Here is an 18,851-nt window from a genome sequence, read left to right as displayed (position 1 = left end):
GCTGATTTCTCGCATCCGGCATTCCCGCAATGAAAGCATGGCTGCCGGACGGATCGACGATCTGCAGCTTTCTGAAGGCGGAAAACAAACTCCTGCTTTACTCGAAGAATAAGCGGGTTATGCTCGCCCCATCAGCAAGAGGAGGGCCGGAAATGGCTAAAGGTCAAGTCAAGAGCAACAAGGAAACCCGCAAACCGAAGAAGGATAAGGTCGCTGAAAAAGCGGCGCCTGCATTTGGTTCGCAGGTGAAGAGCAGCGAGAGCACGCTCGGCAAAAAGAAGTGATGGGCAAACGCCTTCCCAACACACCCTCGTCGCCATCCATGGCGGCGGGGTACAAGATCCGTGACGAGGCGGAGCACAGGTGACACAGCAATAATCTAGGAAATTGGAGCGGGTAGCGGGAATCGAACCCGCGTATTCAGCTTGGAAGGCTGCTGCTCTACCATTGAGCTATACCCGCGGGGTCATGATCCGTGCAACAGAATGGTGGAGGGAGTTGGATTTGAACCAACGTAGGCTGAGCCAACGGATTTACAGTCCGTCCCCTTTAACCACTCGGGCATCCCTCCATTATTCTGTCGGGATCAAGCGACCAGTATCAGATCATTTCGGCGGTGGCCTCGTCGGCGACGCCTCGTGATCTGCGCCGGGTATATGACTGCCTCGCTCCCTCCTGTCAACACGACCTCTCAGAAAAAATTGCGTTTTTCCGTCAGAAATATCGACGGCTGCAAGAAACGCGAAAAACGGTTTCGCCGTCACGGGTTCACCGATATAAGGCTGACATGACCAAGGACAATCCGGGCGACAAGAGCGCCAAAGACAGCCATTATGCAACGCTGCGACGCGCCCACCGCGACGGCCGGCGCGAGCGTGGAGAAATCCCGACGCCGCAGCAGGATCGCCGAGCCAAGAAGGGTAAGGACGACTGGAAGGCGCCACAGCTACAGCCCGACCAGGTGCTGCTCTACGGCCTGCACACCGTGCGTGCAGCGCTCGATAATCCCGAGCGGCAGATCATCAAGCTGTCGGTGACGCAGAACGCGCTCGTGCGCCTTGAGATCGGCCCGGTTGAAGCGCTAACGTTCCCCGTGGAGATGGTTTCGCCGCAGGATCTCGACAAGGTTCTGGGGCCTGATGCGATCCATCAGGGCATCATGCTGGAAACGCGTCCCCTGCCCGTGCGCCGTCTTTCGGCACTTAAGGACAGCCCGCTCATTCTGGTTCTGGATCAGGTTACGGACCCGCACAATGTCGGCGCCATCATGCGATCGGCCGTTGCCTTCAACGCCGGCGCGCTGATCACCACCATGCGTCATAGCCCGACCGAATCGGGCGTCCTGGCAAAATCCGCCTCCGGCGCGCTGGAAATGATTCCTTATATCCAGATCACCAATCTGGCCGACGCCCTGGAAGAGTTGCACAAGCTGGGTTTCACATCCGTCGGCCTTGATTCGGAAGGGCCTGCACCGCTGGAGGAAACTCTGTCCGGGGAAAAGGTCGCGCTTGTGCTCGGCGCCGAGGGCAAGGGCCTTCGGCAGAAAACACGCACGACCGTCTCGGCGCTTGCCCGACTGGATATGCCCGGCGCAATCAAGTCGCTGAACGTCTCCAACGCAGCGGCAATCGCCATGTATGCAACACGCAACCATCTGGGCCGGCAATAGGGAGCTTTCGGCTCCCTGCCGTGTCCTTGTTTCATTCGCATTGTGCGAAAGAAACGGCACATTGCCGAGTTCGCGTCAGGCCTTCTTCAGAAACTCCGTACGCAGCACCAGTCCCTTGATCTTGGCATGCCGGCAATCGACTTCATCGGGATTGTCGGTCAAGTGGATGCCCTTGATGACGGTGCCGCGCTTCAGCGTTTCCGACGTGCCCTTCACCTTCAGGTCCTTGATCAACGTGACATTGTCGCCCTCTTGAAGAAGGGTGCCGTTGCTGTCTCTGACGTCCATCTCACTGCTCCGTGGCTTCGGCTCGAGGGCGCTTGATGCGTACCCCCTCCCGGCCCTAAAGCTTTGGCTCCCGATTGTCCATCGGCGCGCGCATAACCCACGCGAAAGGCCGGGCGCTGGAGGCTGGCCCGGCCTTGCAATGCTTCGCTTGATTCGATCAGGCTGCAGTGGCGAGGTCGTTCCGCGCTGCGATTTCCTTGCGTGCCGCAGCAATTGAGGCTTCCTTCGATTCGGCGCTGATCGCCAAACCTTCGGCACGCACGAACTCGACGTCCGTAATGCCGATGAAAGCGAAGACGGATGTCAGGTAGGTTTCCTGATGGTCCATGGCGCTGATGGGCGAGCCGGCGGAATAGTGGCCGCCACGGGTGGAGGCAACAATCACCGTCTTGCCCTTGGCCAGGCCTTCAACACCGGAAGCCGTGTAGCGGAAGGTCGTGCCGGCAACGAGGATGCGGTCGATCCAGGCCTTCAACTGGCTCGGGATGGTGAAGTTGTACATCGGAGCGCCGATGACGACGACGTCAGCTGCAAGAAATTCCTGAAGCGCATCGCGGGCGACGTCCAGTTCACCGGCGAGGCCCCTGTCGATGCCTTCCGGGTTGGCGGAAGCGGCCATCAGGTGAGAACCGTTGAGATGGACCAGCGGTGCGGCGGCAACGTCGCGGTAAACGACGGAGGCGCCTGCGTTTTCGGCTTTCAGTTTTTCGGTGATGGCGGCGGTCAGAGCGCGGGAAACGGAGTGATCGCCGAGGATACCGGAATCGATATGGAGGATGTTCATGGCAGACCTTCTGGATTGAGTGTTTCGTTGCCAATGATATGAATTCAAAACAATCAAACGATAAGTCGGCTCTTTTTCCACGATCCGTTTCCTGATAGAAACAATAGTAAGGAATATCGTTGGAAGCAGCGGTTCGAAAAGGAACGTCTCATGCAAGACTTGAACGATCTGGCGCTGTTTGCAGCCGTGGTGAAGCACAAGGGGTTTTCAGCTGCAGCCCGCAGCCTCAACATTCCGAAGTCCAAGCTCAGCAAACATGTCGCTCGCCTCGAACAGCAGCTGGACGTTCGCCTTCTGGAACGATCAACCCGGAAATTGAGGGTCACCGAGATCGGTCAAGCCTTCTACGAGCGATGCGAGACCGTGCTTGCCGGCGTCGAGGCTGCACAGGCTGTTGTCGAAGCGGCGCGCAGCGCGCCGGCCGGGATCGTCAGGCTTGCATGCCCCATCGGTTTCACGCCGATGCTGGCCGGCATCCTCCCCGTCTTCCATCGCCGCTACCCGGCCGTTCGTATTCTCGTCCATACGACAAACCGCCGTATCGATCTGGTCGAGGAGCGCATCGACATCGCGCTCCGGGCCCGGGACCAACTTGATACGGAAAACCATCTGATCGTACGCAAGCTGGGAGAGGCCCGGCGTTTCCTGGCCGCGAGCCCGGCTTTTATCGCCCATCATGGTGAAATTACCATCGACACGTTGGCAAAGGTCCCCACGCTTTCGATGAACGACATCCACGCCACCGACGCCTGGCAACTCGTAGACAAGGATGGGATCGAGCGTGAAATTGTTCATAATCCGGTAATCGGCTGCGGCGATTTCGGGATACTCGAGCGTGCGACAATTGAAGGCGTCGGTGTCGCCCTGTTGCCCGATCATCTCTGTGAACGCGGCTTTCGGTCCGGCATCCTCGTCCCTGTCCTGCCCGACTGGTCATCGCGAGACTCCATCGTGCATCTGGCCTTCACCTCGCGTCACGGTATTCTGCCGGCCGTGAGGGCGTTGATCGACTTTTTGGCAGAATCTCTGCCCGCCGCCATGTCTCGCTGCCGGGAAATCGTGCCGCAACCTGCAATGCTCGACGCTGCCGAGTAGCATCCGATCAGTTGGTTTCGCGCTCGACTTTTATATCGCCGATGTCGTCGATCAGCACGGTCCAGGTTTCCGATTCTGTCGCCGCCGGGTCTGTCTTTAAGTAGACAGTGGCAAACAGGCCGGGTTGGCGTGAAATGCCGTCGGATGTTTCGGGGCGGATGTCCGTCACATAGGCTTTCATCGCGGAAAACTCTTCAAGCTCCGCCGATGAAATGATTTTCGGCCCATCGGCGCTGGATGCGATCTGCTGAAGATAGATATGTGCGTTGCCCTCGGGCTGACGCACGGCGATCAGCTTGTAGTAGCCGCGCTGGGTATCCGGTTCTGCCTGTTGCGTCGAAGGCGGATTCTGCTTCTTCTCGGCTTCGCCTGTCAGATCCAGCACGTTCAGCGGATCACCGCTTTCTTCCCAATATCCGGTACTGGTCACGAAGATGATGTTTGCTGCCGGAAGCACCTCCTCCGCCCCGCGGGCAAGACCGGTCAGCGACGTAAAGGCGAGAGCAGCAAGAAAGTAGGCACGGCGCATCTGTCCAGCTCCAGGTGCATCTATCGGGTACACAACTCTCCGGCGCGCAGAGAGCGCACAAAGACTATGAATTCAGGCGCAATACTAGCGATAAATCGTCCCGGATTTAAGGATTTATGAACGACACGGCGGAACGGCGGCTTTCGGGACGCTTATTCGCCCGGTGACACCTTCAGTTGTCGAATTGTTCAGCCAGAATACGATCGGACCAGGAATAGTCCGGATCCGAAAGGATCCGGGCCGTGGTGTTTTCCGACTCGGCAATCCGTACCTTCACGACCGACTTGACCTCGATATGATCGGCGACCGCGTTTACCGGGCGCTTATCGTCCTCAAGGATGGCTATGTCGACCGTGACCTTGTTGGGAAGAAGCGCGCCGCGCCATCTCCGCGGGCGGAAGGGGCTGACTGGCGTCAGCGCCAGCAGCGGCGCTTCCAGAGGGAGGATCGGTCCGTGGGCGGAAAGGTTGTAGGCCGTGGAGCCTGCCGGTGTCGCCAGGAGAACCCCGTCGCAGATCAGCTCCTCAAGGCGCACCCGACCATCAATGACGATCCGCAGCTTGGCTGCCTGATAGGATTGCCGGAACAGATAGACTTCATTGATGGCCAGCGCCCGAAAACGGTTGCCGTCGACATCCACAGTCTGCATTTCCAGCGGCCGGAAGGCGTTCTCGACAGCCTCGGCGAGGCGTTCCGGCAGGTTTTCTGCGCTATAGCGGTTCATCAGGAAGCCGACAGACCCCCTGTTCATGCCATAGACGAGCTTTCCCGAATTCATCGTCTTGTGCAGGGTCTGCAGCATGAAGCCGTCGCCACCGAGCGCGACGATCACATCGGCTTCGGTCGGGTCGGTATTGCCATAAAGCGCCGTCAGCTCCTCGGCCGCCTGCTGTGCGTCATCCGCGGAAGACGCGACAAAGGCGATGCTGTTGAAGGTACGTGCCATGGAATGCCTGCTTTATCGATGATGGATCAGAAGCACGGCATCTCCTCCTTTGGGAATTCAAGGAGTTACCGCGCAGCGCGGCCACACGGTCGCGCTCAAGCATCATGCACAAAACAAGTTCTTGGAAAAGAAAAACAATTCCGCAATGCAGTGGCGTTTCGGAAAACGCAATCGCACAACCGAGAAGCGCTCAGTCGAGCTCGACGACCTTGCCGTTTTCAAGTGTTACGCGGCGATCCATCAACGAGGCCAGCTGATAATTATGAGTGGCAATCATCGCCGCCAGTCCGGATTGACGTACCAGCGCTTCCAGAGCCTCAAAGACATAGCCGGCAGTCTCGGGATCGAGATTGCCAGTCGGCTCATCCGCCAGAAGCACGAGCGGCGCATTGGCAACGGCGCGCGCAATCGCCACGCGCTGCTGCTCCCCGCCCGACAATTCAGCCGGCCTGTGCTCGGCCCGATGGCCGATACGCATATAATCGAGAAGGGCAGCCGACCGTTCGCGGGCCTCGGCTTTCGCAAGACCTGCGATCAGCTGCGGCATCATGATGTTTTCGATGGCCGTGAATTCCGGCAGCAAATGGTGGAACTGATAGACGAAGCCGATATCGTTGCGACGGATAGCCGTGCGCTGCTGATCGCCCATCGTCCCGCAGGAGACACCGTTGATCAACACCTCGCCTGCATCCGGCCGCTCCAGCAGGCCGGCAAGGTGCAGGAGTGTGGATTTCCCGGTACCCGAGGGGGCAACAAGCGCCACCGTCTGTCCTGCCTTCAGCGAAAAATCCACTCCCTTGAGAATCGACAGGGAGTTGTCGCCCTGCGTGTAATGGCGTTCGACGCCGGTAAGCTGCAATGCCACGCGTGCGGCCATCGTGTCGTAATCCCTGTTACTCGTAACGCAACGCTTGCACCGGATCGAGGCGCGAGGCGCGCCAGGCCGGGAAGATCGTCGCGAGGAAAGAAAGGCCGATCGCCATCAGCACGACGGAAACCGTCTCGCCGGCATTCATGTCGGCCGGAAGCTGGCTGAGGAAATAAAGCTCCGGATTGAAGATCGTCTGCCCCGAAATCCACGAGAAGAACTCGCGGATCGATTCGATATTCAGACAAACGATCACCCCGACCAGGACGCCTGCAAATGTGCCGACAATGCCGATCGCCGCCCCGGTCATGAAGAAGATTCGCATGACGGAACCGGAACTGGCACCCATCGTGCGCAGGATGGCAATATCCGCCCCCTTGTCCTTCACCAGCATGATCAGGCCCGACACGATGTTGAGCGCCGCGACCAGTACGATCAGCGTGAGGATCATGAACATGACGTTGCGTTCGACTTCGAGTGCCGAGAAGAAGGTCTTGTTGCGGTCGCGCCAGTCACTGATCAAGATCTGCCGACCTGCGGCGTCTTCAACCGGCTTGCGCAGGCTGTCCACCATGTCCGGATTGGCGACGAACAGCTCGATGGACTGGGCAATGCCCTCGGCGTTGAAGTAGAGTTGCGCCTCTTCAAGCGGCATGAAGATGATCGAGGCATCATATTCCGACATCCCGATCTCGAAGATCGCCGAGACGGTATAGGATTTGACGCGCGGGTTGACCCCCATCGGCGTCACATCGCCTTCTGGAGCGACCAGCGTGATAGTGCTGCCAGCCTGAAGGCCGAGCTGGTCGGCCATGCGCGAGCCGATGGCGACGCCGGTTCCGGCAGCAAAGCCGACGAGGTCGCCGGACTTGATGTTGTCGGAGATGGACTTCATCTTCGCAAGATCATCGGCGCGCACACCGCGCACGAGCGCCCCGGTGCCTGCTCCGCCCTGGCCGGACGCGAGCGTCTGGCCCTCGATCAACGGGATCGCCATCGTCACGCCCTGGATGCCCGAGAACTTCGCCGCGAGATCGGCGTAGTTGTCGAGCGGACCATCCAGCGACTGCACCATCATATGGCCATTGATGCCGAGGATGCGCGAGATCAACTCCGTGCGGAACCCGTTCATGACGGCCATGACGATGATCAGCGTCGCGACACCGAGCATGATGCCGATGAAAGAGAAGCCGGCGATCACCGAAATGAACGCCTCCTTCCGCCGGGAGCGCAGGTAGCGCCAGGCGACCATGCGCTCGAAATAGGAAAAGGGACGGGTCGACGGCGGACGGACAGCCGCCGGTTCCTGTTCTGCCGTGGCGACACTCATTCTGTTTTCCTTATTTCGCAGCGGTCAGTTTGTTGATCGCCGCTTCGATCGACATCGTTTCACGGGCGCCAGTCTTGCGATCCTTGATCTCGACCTCGCCAGCGGCAACCGAACGCGGGCCGGCAATGATCTGGACGGGAGCGCCGATCAGATCGGCTGTCGCGAACTTGGTACCTGCCCGATCGTCTGTGTCGTCATAAAGCGTGTCGATACCGGCCTTGGTCAGCGCCGCATAGATCGTATCGCAGGCGGTGTCACATGCGGTATCGCCGGCTTTCATATTGATGACGACGGCGTTGAACGGCGCGATTGCATCCGGCCAGATGATGCCGTTTTCGTCGTGCGATGCTTCGATGATCGCCGGCACGAGACGGGTCGGGCCAATGCCATAAGAGCCCATGTGAACGGTATGCTCCTTGCCATCCGGTCCCTGCACCTTGGCGCCCATGGCCTCGGAATACTTGGTGCCGAAATAGAAGATGTGACCGACTTCGATGCCGCGGGCAGAAACCTTGTCAGCATCCGGGATCGCGTTGAAGGCTGCTTCGTCGTGCATCTCGGAGGTCGCCGCATAGAGCGAGGTCCACTTGTCGAAGATCGTCTTCAGACCGGCAACATCATCAAAATTGGTATCTTCGGTCGGAATATCGAAGCCAAGGAAATCCTTGTGACAGAACACTTCCGATTCGCCCGTTTCGGCGAGGATAATGAACTCATGGCTGAGATTGCCACCGATCGGGCCGGTATCGGCGCGCATCGGAATGGCGCGCAGACCCATGCGCGAGAAGGTGCGCAGGTAAGCCGCGAACATGCGGTTATAGGCGTGTTCCGCCCCTTCCCGATTGAGATCGAAGGAATAGGCGTCCTTCATCAGGAACTCGCGCGAACGCATGGTGCCGAAGCGCGGACGGATCTCGTCCCGGAACTTTAGCTGGATATGGTAGAGATTCAGCGGCAGGTCCTTGTAGGACTTCACGTATGATCGGAACACGTCCGTGATCATCTCCTCGTTGGTCGGCCCATAAAGCATCGGCCGGTCCTGACGATCCTTGATGCGCAGCATCTCCTTGCCGTAGGCATCGTAACGACCACTTTCCTGCCAGAGCTCGGCCGACTGCAACGTCGGCATCAAAAGCTCGACGGCGCCGGAGCGATTCTGCTCCTCGCGGATGATCGCATTAACCTTGTCCAGAACGCGCTTGCCCAATGGCAGCCATGTATAAATGCCAGCCGAATTCTGCTTGACCATGCCGGTACGCAGCATCAACCGATGGGAAACGATCTCCGCTTCCTTCGGATTTTCCTTGAGAATGGGCATGAAAAAGCGGGACAGGCGCATGAAGGGGTTCCGGTACTGGAGCACTCCGCCCTATCGTTTGAATCGGGCGAAATAAGGTTGAGCTTGCAGACCTTGAACGGCGACTTTGGAGCGTCGAACAGGCCGTGCCGTTTTAAATTCGCAGAAGCTGGGAAACACGAATTGTTCATCAATTCAGCAGATTCCCGCAAAGCGTTCATAGACGCTTCGCGCACCGAAGAAAACCCGTGATTTGTGTGAGCAAGAGTCCCGTAGCGTAAGGGCGACAAAATTTGCGCGGAACCGTACATACGCATCAAAAAAGGACGTAGTAACGGTAACGTGATCTCCGTTGTCAAGTGAAAAATTTTACTCGACTGTCGCAAAAATGCAAAAAAATCGGATGACAACGCCCAAGGTATGAGCTAGTTTCGGCTCACAAAAGAGGCAGGGAGATTAAATTCTTGTCGATTTCGCGGTCAAGTCTTGGGAGGATAAGATCTTAGGCGCGTTTACCCGCAGCCACCGGCAACGGATAAGGATCACGCGATACTTTAGAAACAAGGCTTTTAGCCTTGTTTTTTTTTGACTTTTTAAAACGACGATTTTCCCGATTCCGTTCAGCACGCCTGAAATGTGCCGAATTTAAGGCGCTTGAAGCGACCTCACCGAGCTGACTCTGCGTAAGTCAGCCTCGACGGAATATTATTCCCTTGGACGATGTGTCGCTGAGTCATGCCCGGTCGCCATCAGATCCATGCTCTTTACCTTCGTAAAATCGGCGGGCGGCGATGCGCGATCAGTAGAATTTGGGCGCAAATTGCGGGATCGCGTCAAGCCCGTATCCCAGCTTGACCGAGACGATATACCAGATCAGGTGAAAAACGGCCGCGAGCACCGAGGTCAACACAAAAACCCGTAAAGCACGGAACCTCGCCGGTGCACTTTCCACTGTGCCGGGCACGACATTGTTCTCTTCCGCCTGGGTGCGCAGACCGAGGGGAAGAACGATGAAGAGCGTCAGCCACCAGATGATGAAGTAGATGGCGAATGTGGAAAACAGCGGCATTTACAAAATTCCCGAACAGAGGCGCCGCAGCAACCGGGCTTCGATAACGCGCTTATAGCGCTATGGCAGCAGTCCCGCAAACGTGACGCATCGCGCCTTTCTGTCACACCTGCTCGAGTTCGATCAGCGTGCCGAAGAAATCCTTGGGGTGAAGGAACAGGACAGGCTTGCCATGGGCGCCGGTCTTCGGATTTCCATCCCCCAGCACACGCGCACCGTTGGAAACCAGCGCATCGCGTGCTGCAAGGATATCGGCGACCTCGTAGCAGATATGGTGCATGCCGCCGGACGGGTTCTTATCGAGAAACGCCTGGATAGGAGAACCTTCGCCCACAGGCTCCAGCAACTCAATCTTGGTGTTTTCAAGCTCCACGAACACGACACGTACGCCATGTTCCGGCAGACTGCTGGGTGCCGTCACCCTCGCATTTAAAGTCCCGGCATAACGGGCAGCCGCGACCTCAAGATCCGGAACCACCAGAGCGATGTGATTGACGCGTCCGAGCACGATCTTTCCCTTGCGATCAATCAAACCCGGTTGAGGAAGACTGTCACGAGCGGCTTCTTGCCCCAGACATCATTGGCGGTGCCGCGGACCGCCCGGCGGACGGCTTCCTTGACCATCGCAAGATCCTTGCGCTTTCCGCGCGGGATGCTTTCCACGGCACCAAGCACGGCGTCATAGAGCGTATCGTTCATGCTCTCACCTTCGTCGTCGAACTCCGGCAGACCGATGGTCACGACATCGGGGTCGTCCTGGAAATCGTAGCGCTCGTCGAGAAGAACACTGACCGAAACATGGCCGGCAAAGGACAGCTTGCGGCGTTCGCCGATTCCCATCTCGTCATAGTCGCCGATCAGGCTGCCGTCCTTGTAAATACGTCCATGCGGCGCTTCGCCAATGACCTCGGCCGGTCCCGGCGCAAGGCGCAGGATATCGCCATTGCGCATTTTCGGAACGGTCTTGATGCCGGACTGCAGCGCAAGCTCGCCCTGCGCCACCAGATGTGCTGCCTCACCATGCACCGGTACCAATATTTGCGGCCGGATCCAGGAATACATCTGCTGCAGTTCGTGGCGGCGGGGATGGCCGGAGACGTGGACCAGCGCTTCCGTATCGGTGATGATGCGAATGCCCTGCTCGACGAGGCCGTTCTTGATGTCGTTGATCGCCTTTTCGTTGCCCGGGATGGCACGGGAGGAAAATACGACCGTATCTCCAGCAGTGAAGGCGACATTGCGCATTTCGTCGCGCGCGATCTTGGCGAGCGCCGCACGGGGTTCGCCCTGACTACCCGTTAGGATAACAACCACCTTGTCGCGTGGAATATAGCCAAACTCGTCCTCGGCAATGAAAGGGTTCAACCCTTCCATGAGCCCGACGTCGCGAGCGACCTCACAGACGCGCTTCATGGAGCTGCCAAGCAGCAGAACTTCACGGCCAGCCGCAGCTGCAGCCTTGGCGATCGAACGGATGCGCCCGACATTCGATGAGAAGGTGGTGATTGCGACGCGCCCTTCCGCGCTCTCGATAACCTTGGTCAGGCTCTCGGAAACTTCTTCCTCCGAGGGAGAAACACCGTCACGCATGGCATTCGTGCTGTCGCACATCAAGGCCAGCACGCCTTCGTCGCCGATCTGGCGGAAGCGGTTCTCGTCGGTCAGCGGCCCGAGCGACGGTGCGTGGTCGATCTTCCAATCGCCGGTATGGACGATGTTGCCGAGCGGCGTACGGATGACCAGAGCCATGGGCTCCGGAATGGAATGGTTGACGCCGACCGCCTCGATCTCGAATGGGCCGACATTGATCCGGTCGCCCTCCTTGAAGATGGTGACCGGCACATCGGCGCGGCTACGCTCGTAATTGCGCTTGGCTTCCAGCATGCCGGCGGTAAACGGCGAAGCATAGACCGGCACGTTCAGGCCCGGCCAGAGGTCGGCCAGCGCCCCGTAGTGATCTTCGTGGGCATGGGTGATGATAATGCCCTTCAGGTTCTTGCGCTGCTCGGCAAGAAAGCGAATGTCGGGCAGCACGAGATCGACGCCCGGCAGATCGAGACCCGGAAAGGTCACACCGCAATCGACCATGATCCACTGGCGGTTTGCGGGCGTGCCATAGCCGTAGAGGCCAAGGTTCATCCCGATTTCGCCCACCCCGCCCAACGGCAGGAAGACCAGTTCATCTTGTTTGCTCATAAGTCGAGTGTGCCTTGTTTCATCCAAAAAATACATCGCCGGCGGCGATACGCTCGATCATCCCTGACCCAAGGTCAAGAACCAAGCGGCCGTCTTCGTCGATGCCTGTAAAAATTCCGACGAGCGAGCGATCCGGCAGATTGACCGTAATCTTCTGCCCGATGCCGCCGGCGCTAGAGCGCCAGCGCTCTATCATAGCGCTGATGCCCCCGCCGTAGTTCCAGATGGCCAGGATCTCGGCCATCGTCTGGTAGAGATGCGCAAAAATCTGGTCCGGCGAAACAGTTGATCCTTCAACGCGAAGACTGGTGACCGGGTAGAGTCCATGGTCCGGCAGGACCGCGATATTGATGCCACAACCGATGACCAGAGCCTGCCGGCCATCCGCAAGCCTCTCACCCTCGAGCAGTATGCCGCAGATCTTCTTGCCGCCGACGAGAATGTCGTTCGGCCATTTGATCGTCACCGGATTGCCACCCGGTGGCATGACGGCGCGGATCGCATCATAGACGGCAACGGCAACAGCCAAAGGCAGCGCACCAAGCTTTTCAACAGGAGCAGCATCAATCAGAAGGAGGGAGGCGTAGAGATTGCCGGGTTCCGACATCCAACTGCGACCGCGGCGGCCACGACCGGCCGTCTGCCTGATAGCAGTGATCCAGTGATGACCGGTATCCCCTGCCCGCGCAAGCTGCAGCGCCTCCGTGTTGGTGGAGCCGACTTCACCGAGTGCGGTATGCCTGAAGTCGGGCAGCGATGATCTGCCCGACCCAGCTTCAATTCTCAAAAGAACGTCCGCGCCGCGACTTCGGCGGCGGTACCGATCGGGCCGCCGATCAGCACGTAGGCGAGAACGAACAGGCCGCTCAGGCCATAGACCAGCTTCAGCGAACCGGACGGACGGGCAAACTCGCCCTTGGGCTCATCAAACCACATGACCTTCACGACACGCAGGTAGTAGTAAGCACCCACGACCGAACCGAGCACGCCGATGATGGCCAGCGCGTAGAGATGCGCCTCGATCGCCGCCATGAACACGAAGTACTTGGCGAAGAACCCGGCAAGCGGCGGAATGCCGGCAAGCGAGAACATCATGACGGTGATGACCGTTGCCATGAACGGATTGGTCTGCGACAGGCCAGAGAGATCATCGACATTCTCGCGGGCTTCACCATCCTTCATGCGCATGGCCATGATGCAGGCGAAAGTACCGAGCGTCATGACGACATAGACCAGCATATAGATGAGAACGCCGCGAATACCGGCCATGGAGCCGCTGGCGAGACCGACGAGCGCATAACCCATGTGACCGATGGACGAATAGGCCATCAGTCGCTTGATGTTGCGCTGGCCGATTGCCGCGAAGGAGCCGAGCAGCATCGAGGCGATCGAGATGAAGACGACGATCTGCTGCCAGTCGGCGAAGATCGGCTGGAAGGGTGTGACGACGATGCGGATGAGCATGGCCATGGCCGCGACCTTGGGGGCGGCGGCAAAGAATGCCGTTACCGGGGTCGGTGCACCTTCGTAAACGTCCGGCGTCCACATATGGAACGGCACGGCCGAAATCTTGAAGGCCACGCCGGCAAGAACGAAGACCAGACCAAAGACGAGACCGAGCGAACGACCTTCCGATGAAAGAGCGGCTGCGATTTCCGTGAAGCCGGTGTGGCCGGTGAAGCCGTAGACCAGCGACATGCCGTAAAGCAGCATGCCCGAAGAAAGCGCGCCGAGCACGAAGTACTTGAGACCCGCTTCCGTAGAGCGCAGGTTGTCGCGGTTGATCGCGGCGACGACGTAGAGCGCCAGCGACTGCAGCTCAAGACCGAGATAGACGGCGATCAGATCGCTCGCCGAGATCATCAGCAGCATGCCGAGCGTCGCCAGAACCAGCAGCACCGGATATTCGAACTTGTCGATGCCCGTCAGACGCGCTTGGCCCGCCGACATGAAGATGGCGACGATCGAGCCGCCGAGGGTCAGGACCTTCATGAAGCGTCCGAAGGCATCGGATACGAACACGCCGTTATAGGCGGTGCCGTCGCCGGTCTGCCAGATCAGCACCGCGCCGGAGATTGCCAGGATGACGATCGCCAGCCACGTCGCCACGCCCGGTTTTTCGCCCGTGAAGACGCCGACCATCAGCATGAACAGAGCGCCCACCGCAAGAATGACTTCCGGCAGCGACAGGTGCAAACTTGCAAGGATTGTTTCAGCAGTCATGTTCAATCACGTCCTGTCGTCATTTCACAGATAGCGCAACATCGTGCGCCGCCTGCACTGCAGCGGAATAGTTGTTGACCAAAAGGTCGATCGAGGATGCCGTGGCATCGAAGACCGGAGCCGGATAGATGCCGAAGAAGATGGTCAGCACGATCAGCGGATAGAGAATGATCTTCTCGCGGCCGGACAGATCGAGCAGTGCCTTCAGGCTTTCCTTGTCGAGCGGGCCGAAGATCACCCGGCGATAGAGCCAGAGCGCGTAAGCCGCTGAAAGGATGACGCCGGTTGCGGCAAAGAACGCGACCCATGTGTTGGCGCGGAAGGCGCCGAGCAGGGTCAGGACTTCACCGACGAAGCCGGAGGTGCCGGGCAGGCCGACGTTCGCCATGGTGAAGACCATGAAGGCGACGGCATATTTCGGCATGTTGTTGACGAGACCACCATAGGCCGAAATCTCGCGGGTGTGCATGCGGTCATAGACGACCCCGACGCAGAGGAAGAGTGCGCCCGAGACGATACCGTGCGACAGCATCTGGAACACCGCACCCTGCACGCCCTGAACATTGGCGGCGAAGATGCCCATTGTGACATAGCCCATGTGCGCGACGGACGAATAGGCGATCAGCTTCTTGATGTCCTGCTGCATCATCGCGACCAGCGAGGTGTAGATGATAGCGACCACCGACAGCGTGAAGACGAAAGGCGCGAAATACTCAGATGCCAGCGGGAACATCGGCAGCGAGAAGCGCAGGAAGCCGTAGCCGCCAAGCTTCAGGAGAACGCCGGCCAGAATGACCGATCCCGCCGTCGGCGCCTGGACGTGCGCGTCGGGAAGCCAGGTGTGGACCGGCCACATCGGCATCTTCACCGCAAACGAGGCGAAGAAGGCAAGCCATAGCCATGTCTGCATCTGACGCGGGAATTGGTAGGCGAGCAGTTCCGGAATGTCCGTCGTGCCGGCCTGCCAATACATCGCCATGATGGCGAGCAGCATCAGCACCGAACCAAGCAGCGTGTAGAGGAAGAATTTGTAGCTCGCGTAGACGCGATCCTTGCCACCCCAGACGCCGATGATGATGAACATCGGAATGAGGCCGGCTTCGAAGAAGACGTAGAACAGCACGATATCGAGCGATACGAACACGCCGACCATGAACACTTCCAGAAGCAGGAAGGCGATCATGTATTCCTTCAGCCGCTTCTCTACCGAATGCCAGCTTGCGAGCACGCAGAACGGCATCAGGAAGGCGGAGAGTACGACGAAGAGCACCGAGATGCCGTCGATGCCGAGATGGTAGGAGATGCCGGTGCCGAGCCAGGCGTGCTTTTCCACCATCTGGAAGCCCGGATTGGCATTATCGAAGTTCCACCAGATCACGGCCGACACCAGGAAGGTGACGATCGTGGTCAAAAGCGAAATGTTCAGGATATTACGGCGGCCGGCCGGGCTGTCCTCGCGTGTAAGCAGGAGCAGAACCACGCCAACCAGCGGGAGAAAGGTGACCGCTGAAAGAATGGGCCAATCGGTCATCAGAAGGAACTCCCGAGCATCATCCAGGTAATGAGCGCGGCGATGCCGATCAGCATCACGAACGCATAGTGATAAAGGTAACCAGTCTGCAGGCGAACGACGCGGTCAGTCACGTCCATGACGCGGGCGGCAATGCCGTTCGGGCCGTAGCCATCGATGACGCGGCCGTCGCCTTCCTTCCAGAGGAAGACACCGATGCGCTTGGCGGTGCGAACGAACAGGAAGTCATAAAGCTCGTCGAAGTACCACTTGTTGAGCAGGAACTGGTAGAGGCCACGATGCTGCTCAGCCAGATACTTCGGCGTCTGCGGCGAGCGGATGTACATATACCAGGCGGTAACGAAACCGAGGATCATCGCGATGAACGGGCTGAGCTTCACCCAGGCCGGCACGTGATGGAAATGCTCGAGGATTTCGTTTTCCGACGAGGTGAATAGTGCGCCCTGCCAGAACTCGCCATACTCCTCGCCGAAGAAGTGGCCCTCGCCGAGGAAGCCGGCAAACACGGCGCCGACAGCCAGAACGAACAGCGGCACAAGCATGACCATCGGCGATTCGTGGACGTGATGCATGACTTCATGGGAAGCGCGCGGCTTGCCAAAGAAGGTCATGAAAATCAGACGCCAGGAGTAGAAGCTCGTGAACATGGCTGCGATCACCAGAAGCGCGAACGCAAAACCGCTGACCGACGAGTGTGCAGCATAGGCCGACTCGATGATCACATCCTTGGAGAAGAAGCCAGCCAGACCAAACGACGTGAATGGAATGCCGACGCCGGTGATCGCAAATGTGCCGATCATCATCATCCCATAGGTCCACTTGATGTGCGAGCGCAGGCCGCCCATGTAGCGCATGTCCTGCTCGCCATCGACGGCGTGGATGACCGAGCCGGCGCAAAGGAACAAGAGCGCCTTGAAGAAGGCGTGCGTGAACAGGTGGAAGATCGCCGCGCCATAGGCACCGCAGCCAAGCGCCACGAACATGTAGCCGAGCTGCGAACAGGTCGAATAGGCGATGACGCGCTTGATGTCGTTCTGCACGAGGCCGACGGTAGCCGCGAAGAAGGCGGTGATCGCGCCGACAACCGTCACGACGGTCAGAGCCGTGTGCGACAATTCGAACAGCGGCGACATGCGGGCGACGAGGAAGACGCCGGCGGTGACCATGGTTGCGGCGTGAATGAGCGCCGAAACCGGGGTCGGGCCTTCCATCGCGTCCGGAAGCCAGGTGTGCAGCAGGAACTGCGCCGACTTACCCATCGCGCCCATGAAGAGCAGCAGGCAGACGGCGGTGATCGCATGGCCCTTGTCGAGTTGCATGCCGAGGAAGTTCAGGACCGCCTCGCCGCCTTCGGCAGCGCCCTCGTGCGGCAGATAGGTCGAAGCGGCTGCAAAGATCGTCTCGAAGCTGATCGAGCCGAACAGAACGAAGACACCGAAGATGCCGAGAACGAAGCCGAAGTCGCCAACGCGGTTTACGATGAAGGCCTTCATGGCGGCAGCCGTCGCGGACGGCTTCTTGTACCAGAAGCCGATCAGCAGATAGGACGCCAGACCCACGCCTTCCCAGCCGAAGAACATCTGCAGCAGGTTGTCGGAGGTGATCAGCATCAGCATCGCGAAGGTGAACAGCGACAGGTAGGCGAAGAAACGCGGCCGATGCGCATCGTGGTGCATGTAGCCGATCGAATAGAGGTGAACCAGGCAGGAGACCGTGTTGACCACGACGAACATAACGGCCGTCAGCGTATCGACACGAAACGCCCATTCGGCATCGAAACTGCCCGACTGGACCCAGCGCAGAACGTTGACCCTGATCATCTCGGTTTCGCCGAGCGCTACATGGAAAAAGACGATCCACGACAGCACGGCCACGATCATCATGAAGCCGGTGGTGACATATTCGGATGCCTTGGCGCCGATCGCCGTGCCGAACAGGCCTGCAATCAGGAAGCCGATCAGCGGCAGAAAGACGATGGCTTTGATAAGCGTATCCATGGCCCGGTCAGCCCTTCATCATGTTGACGTCTTCAACCGCGATGGAGCCGCGGTTACGGTAGAAGACGACGAGAATTGCAAGGCCGATCGCAGCTTCCGCGGCCGCGACGGTCAGAATGAACAGGGCGAACACCTGGCCGGTGATGTCGTTGAGGAACGACGAGAAGGCAACCATGTTGATGTTGACCGCAAGCAGGATGAGTTCGACCGACATCAGGATGATGATGACGTTCTTCCGGTTGAGGAAGATGCCGAAGACGCCGAGCGTGAAGAGAATGGCGCTGACGGTCAGATAGTGGGAAATACCGATTTCCATGATGTGTTCCTTGACCCCGCGTCCGTCTTATAGGCCTTGGCCCGACTTCACCTTGACCACTTCGACAGCGGTCTTGGGCGAACGGGCAACCTGTGTGGGAATATCCTGGCGCTTGATGTTCTCGCGGTGACGGAGCGTCAGCACGATAGCGCCAATCATGGCGACCAGAAGCACCAGCCCGGCGATCTGGAAGAAGTAGACATAGTGCGTATAAAGCACGTCGCCGAGGGCGGCCGTGTTCGTCCGGTCCGCCAGCGCCGGGATCGGCATCGAGATTGTCTTGGCGATTTCCGGCGAGAAGGTGCTGCCACCGATGACGATGATCAGCTCGGCTGCAAGGATCAGGCCGATCAGAGCGCCGACCGGGGCATATTCAAGAACGCCCGACCTCAATTCCGTGAAGTCGATGTCGAGCATCATCACCACGAAGAGGAAGAGAACCGCAACCGCGCCGATATAGACGACCAGCAGGATCATGGCGAGGAACTCAGCGCCGGTCAGCAGGAAGAGGCCGGCAGAGTTGAAGAACGTCAGGATCAGAAACAACACGGAATAAACCGGGTTCCTGGCCGAGATCACCATGAACGCCGACGCAACGGCGATGAAGGCGAAGAGATAGAAAAAAAGAGCCTGCAGACCCATGATCGGTGCCTTTTTCGTCTTCCTGACCGGATACGACCTTTTGCCGCTCCAGCCCCTGGCACACCGGAAAC

The 18,851-nt window shown here is 58.8% G+C and carries 19 protein-coding genes and 2 tRNA genes; 3 read left to right on the top strand and 18 right to left on the bottom strand.

Features of this window, described 5'->3' with window-relative positions; all coding sequences use genetic code 11:
- Nucleotides 1–29 precede the first annotated feature (29 nt).
- The gene (locus tag QO002_RS10205) at nucleotides 30–284 is read left to right on the top strand and encodes a hypothetical protein (protein ID WP_307233567.1); all 255 of its coding nucleotides are present in this window, start codon (nucleotides 30–32) and stop codon (nucleotides 282–284) included.
- A 104-nt stretch (nucleotides 285–388) separates the two neighbouring features.
- On the opposite strand, the gene QO002_RS10200 is transcribed toward QO002_RS10205, so the two are convergent.
- Together QO002_RS10200 and QO002_RS10195 are read right to left on the bottom strand one after the other, a co-directional pair.
- Nucleotides 389–462, bottom strand: a tRNA-Gly gene (locus tag QO002_RS10200).
- A gap of 24 nt (nucleotides 463–486) precedes the next feature.
- Nucleotides 487–571: transfer RNA gene (locus QO002_RS10195), tRNA-Tyr, on the bottom strand.
- A 216-nt stretch (nucleotides 572–787) separates the two neighbouring features.
- Between QO002_RS10195 and rlmB the strand changes: the two genes are divergently transcribed.
- On the top strand, nucleotides 788–1,669 hold the full coding sequence (gene rlmB / locus QO002_RS10190) for a 23S rRNA (guanosine(2251)-2'-O)-methyltransferase RlmB (protein WP_307229222.1): 882 nt from the start codon (nucleotides 788–790) through the stop codon (nucleotides 1,667–1,669).
- 75 nt (nucleotides 1,670–1,744) lie between these two features.
- Here the strand turns inward: rlmB and QO002_RS10185 are convergent, their stop codons facing one another.
- A complete protein-coding gene (locus QO002_RS10185; RefSeq protein ID WP_307229220.1) occupies nucleotides 1,745–1,957 on the bottom strand; it encodes an alkylphosphonate utilization protein in 213 nt (70 codons plus the stop codon).
- A gap of 157 nt (nucleotides 1,958–2,114) precedes the next feature.
- Complete coding sequence (locus QO002_RS10180) at nucleotides 2,115–2,741, bottom strand: FMN-dependent NADH-azoreductase (RefSeq protein WP_307229218.1); 627 nt, start codon at nucleotides 2,739–2,741, stop codon at nucleotides 2,115–2,117.
- Nucleotides 2,742–2,891: 150 nt separating this feature from the next.
- On the opposite strand from QO002_RS10180, the gene QO002_RS10175 reads away from it, so the two are divergent.
- Complete coding sequence (locus QO002_RS10175; RefSeq protein ID WP_307229216.1) at nucleotides 2,892–3,836, top strand: LysR family transcriptional regulator; 945 nt, start codon at nucleotides 2,892–2,894, stop codon at nucleotides 3,834–3,836.
- 7 nt (nucleotides 3,837–3,843) lie between these two features.
- Here the strand turns inward: QO002_RS10175 and QO002_RS10170 are convergent, their stop codons facing one another.
- The 14 genes from QO002_RS10170 to QO002_RS10105 all read right to left on the bottom strand — a co-directional run bounded on the left by QO002_RS10170 (nucleotide 3,844) and on the right by QO002_RS10105 (nucleotide 18,780).
- Nucleotides 3,844–4,365, bottom strand: a complete 522-nt coding sequence (locus tag QO002_RS10170) for a hypothetical protein (protein ID WP_307229214.1) — start codon at nucleotides 4,363–4,365, stop codon at nucleotides 3,844–3,846.
- A 172-nt stretch (nucleotides 4,366–4,537) separates the two neighbouring features.
- Complete coding sequence (locus QO002_RS10165) at nucleotides 4,538–5,311, bottom strand: NAD kinase (protein ID WP_307229212.1); 774 nt, start codon at nucleotides 5,309–5,311, stop codon at nucleotides 4,538–4,540.
- Between the two features lie 190 nt (nucleotides 5,312–5,501).
- Nucleotides 5,502–6,188 (bottom strand): ABC transporter ATP-binding protein, encoded by a 687-nt coding sequence (locus QO002_RS10160; RefSeq protein ID WP_307229210.1) that lies wholly within the window; start codon nucleotides 6,186–6,188, stop codon nucleotides 5,502–5,504.
- 16 nt (nucleotides 6,189–6,204) lie between these two features.
- Nucleotides 6,205–7,509 (bottom strand): lipoprotein-releasing ABC transporter permease subunit, encoded by a 1,305-nt coding sequence (locus tag QO002_RS10155; protein ID WP_307229208.1) that lies wholly within the window; start codon nucleotides 7,507–7,509, stop codon nucleotides 6,205–6,207.
- 10 nt (nucleotides 7,510–7,519) lie between these two features.
- On the bottom strand, nucleotides 7,520–8,848 hold the full coding sequence (proS, locus tag QO002_RS10150; RefSeq protein WP_307229206.1) for a proline--tRNA ligase: 1,329 nt from the start codon (nucleotides 8,846–8,848) through the stop codon (nucleotides 7,520–7,522).
- Nucleotides 8,849–9,605: 757 nt separating this feature from the next.
- On the bottom strand, nucleotides 9,606–9,875 hold the full coding sequence (locus QO002_RS10145) for a DUF1467 family protein (protein ID WP_307229204.1): 270 nt from the start codon (nucleotides 9,873–9,875) through the stop codon (nucleotides 9,606–9,608).
- A gap of 103 nt (nucleotides 9,876–9,978) precedes the next feature.
- Nucleotides 9,979–10,383 (bottom strand): methylmalonyl-CoA epimerase, encoded by a 405-nt coding sequence (gene mce / locus QO002_RS10140; RefSeq protein WP_307229202.1) that lies wholly within the window; start codon nucleotides 10,381–10,383, stop codon nucleotides 9,979–9,981.
- Nucleotides 10,384–10,403: 20 nt separating this feature from the next.
- Nucleotides 10,404–12,071 (bottom strand): ribonuclease J, encoded by a 1,668-nt coding sequence (locus QO002_RS10135; RefSeq protein ID WP_307229200.1) that lies wholly within the window; start codon nucleotides 12,069–12,071, stop codon nucleotides 10,404–10,406.
- A gap of 19 nt (nucleotides 12,072–12,090) precedes the next feature.
- Nucleotides 12,091–12,858, bottom strand: a complete 768-nt coding sequence (locus QO002_RS10130) for a biotin--[acetyl-CoA-carboxylase] ligase (RefSeq protein WP_370878475.1) — start codon at nucleotides 12,856–12,858, stop codon at nucleotides 12,091–12,093.
- Nucleotides 12,855–14,294 (bottom strand): NADH-quinone oxidoreductase subunit NuoN, encoded by a 1,440-nt coding sequence (nuoN, locus tag QO002_RS10125; RefSeq protein WP_307229198.1) that lies wholly within the window; start codon nucleotides 14,292–14,294, stop codon nucleotides 12,855–12,857. Before nuoN ends, QO002_RS10130 begins: the two co-directional genes overlap by 4 nt.
- Before the next feature lie 19 nt (nucleotides 14,295–14,313).
- Nucleotides 14,314–15,825 (bottom strand): NADH-quinone oxidoreductase subunit M, encoded by a 1,512-nt coding sequence (locus tag QO002_RS10120; protein WP_307229196.1) that lies wholly within the window; start codon nucleotides 15,823–15,825, stop codon nucleotides 14,314–14,316.
- Complete coding sequence (gene nuoL, locus QO002_RS10115; protein ID WP_307229194.1) at nucleotides 15,825–17,822, bottom strand: NADH-quinone oxidoreductase subunit L; 1,998 nt, start codon at nucleotides 17,820–17,822, stop codon at nucleotides 15,825–15,827. Before nuoL ends, QO002_RS10120 begins: the two co-directional genes overlap by 1 nt.
- A gap of 7 nt (nucleotides 17,823–17,829) precedes the next feature.
- A complete protein-coding gene (nuoK, locus tag QO002_RS10110) occupies nucleotides 17,830–18,138 on the bottom strand; it encodes an NADH-quinone oxidoreductase subunit NuoK (RefSeq protein ID WP_037169335.1) in 309 nt (102 codons plus the stop codon).
- A gap of 27 nt (nucleotides 18,139–18,165) precedes the next feature.
- A complete protein-coding gene (locus QO002_RS10105; RefSeq protein ID WP_307229189.1) occupies nucleotides 18,166–18,780 on the bottom strand; it encodes an NADH-quinone oxidoreductase subunit J in 615 nt (204 codons plus the stop codon).
- Nucleotides 18,781–18,851 lie beyond the last annotated feature (71 nt).

This window comes from Pararhizobium capsulatum DSM 1112 (genome assembly GCF_030814475.1).
Lineage (GTDB): Bacteria > Pseudomonadota > Alphaproteobacteria > Rhizobiales > Rhizobiaceae > Pararhizobium > Pararhizobium capsulatum.
This window is presented reverse-complemented; position numbering and strand designations above follow the sequence as displayed.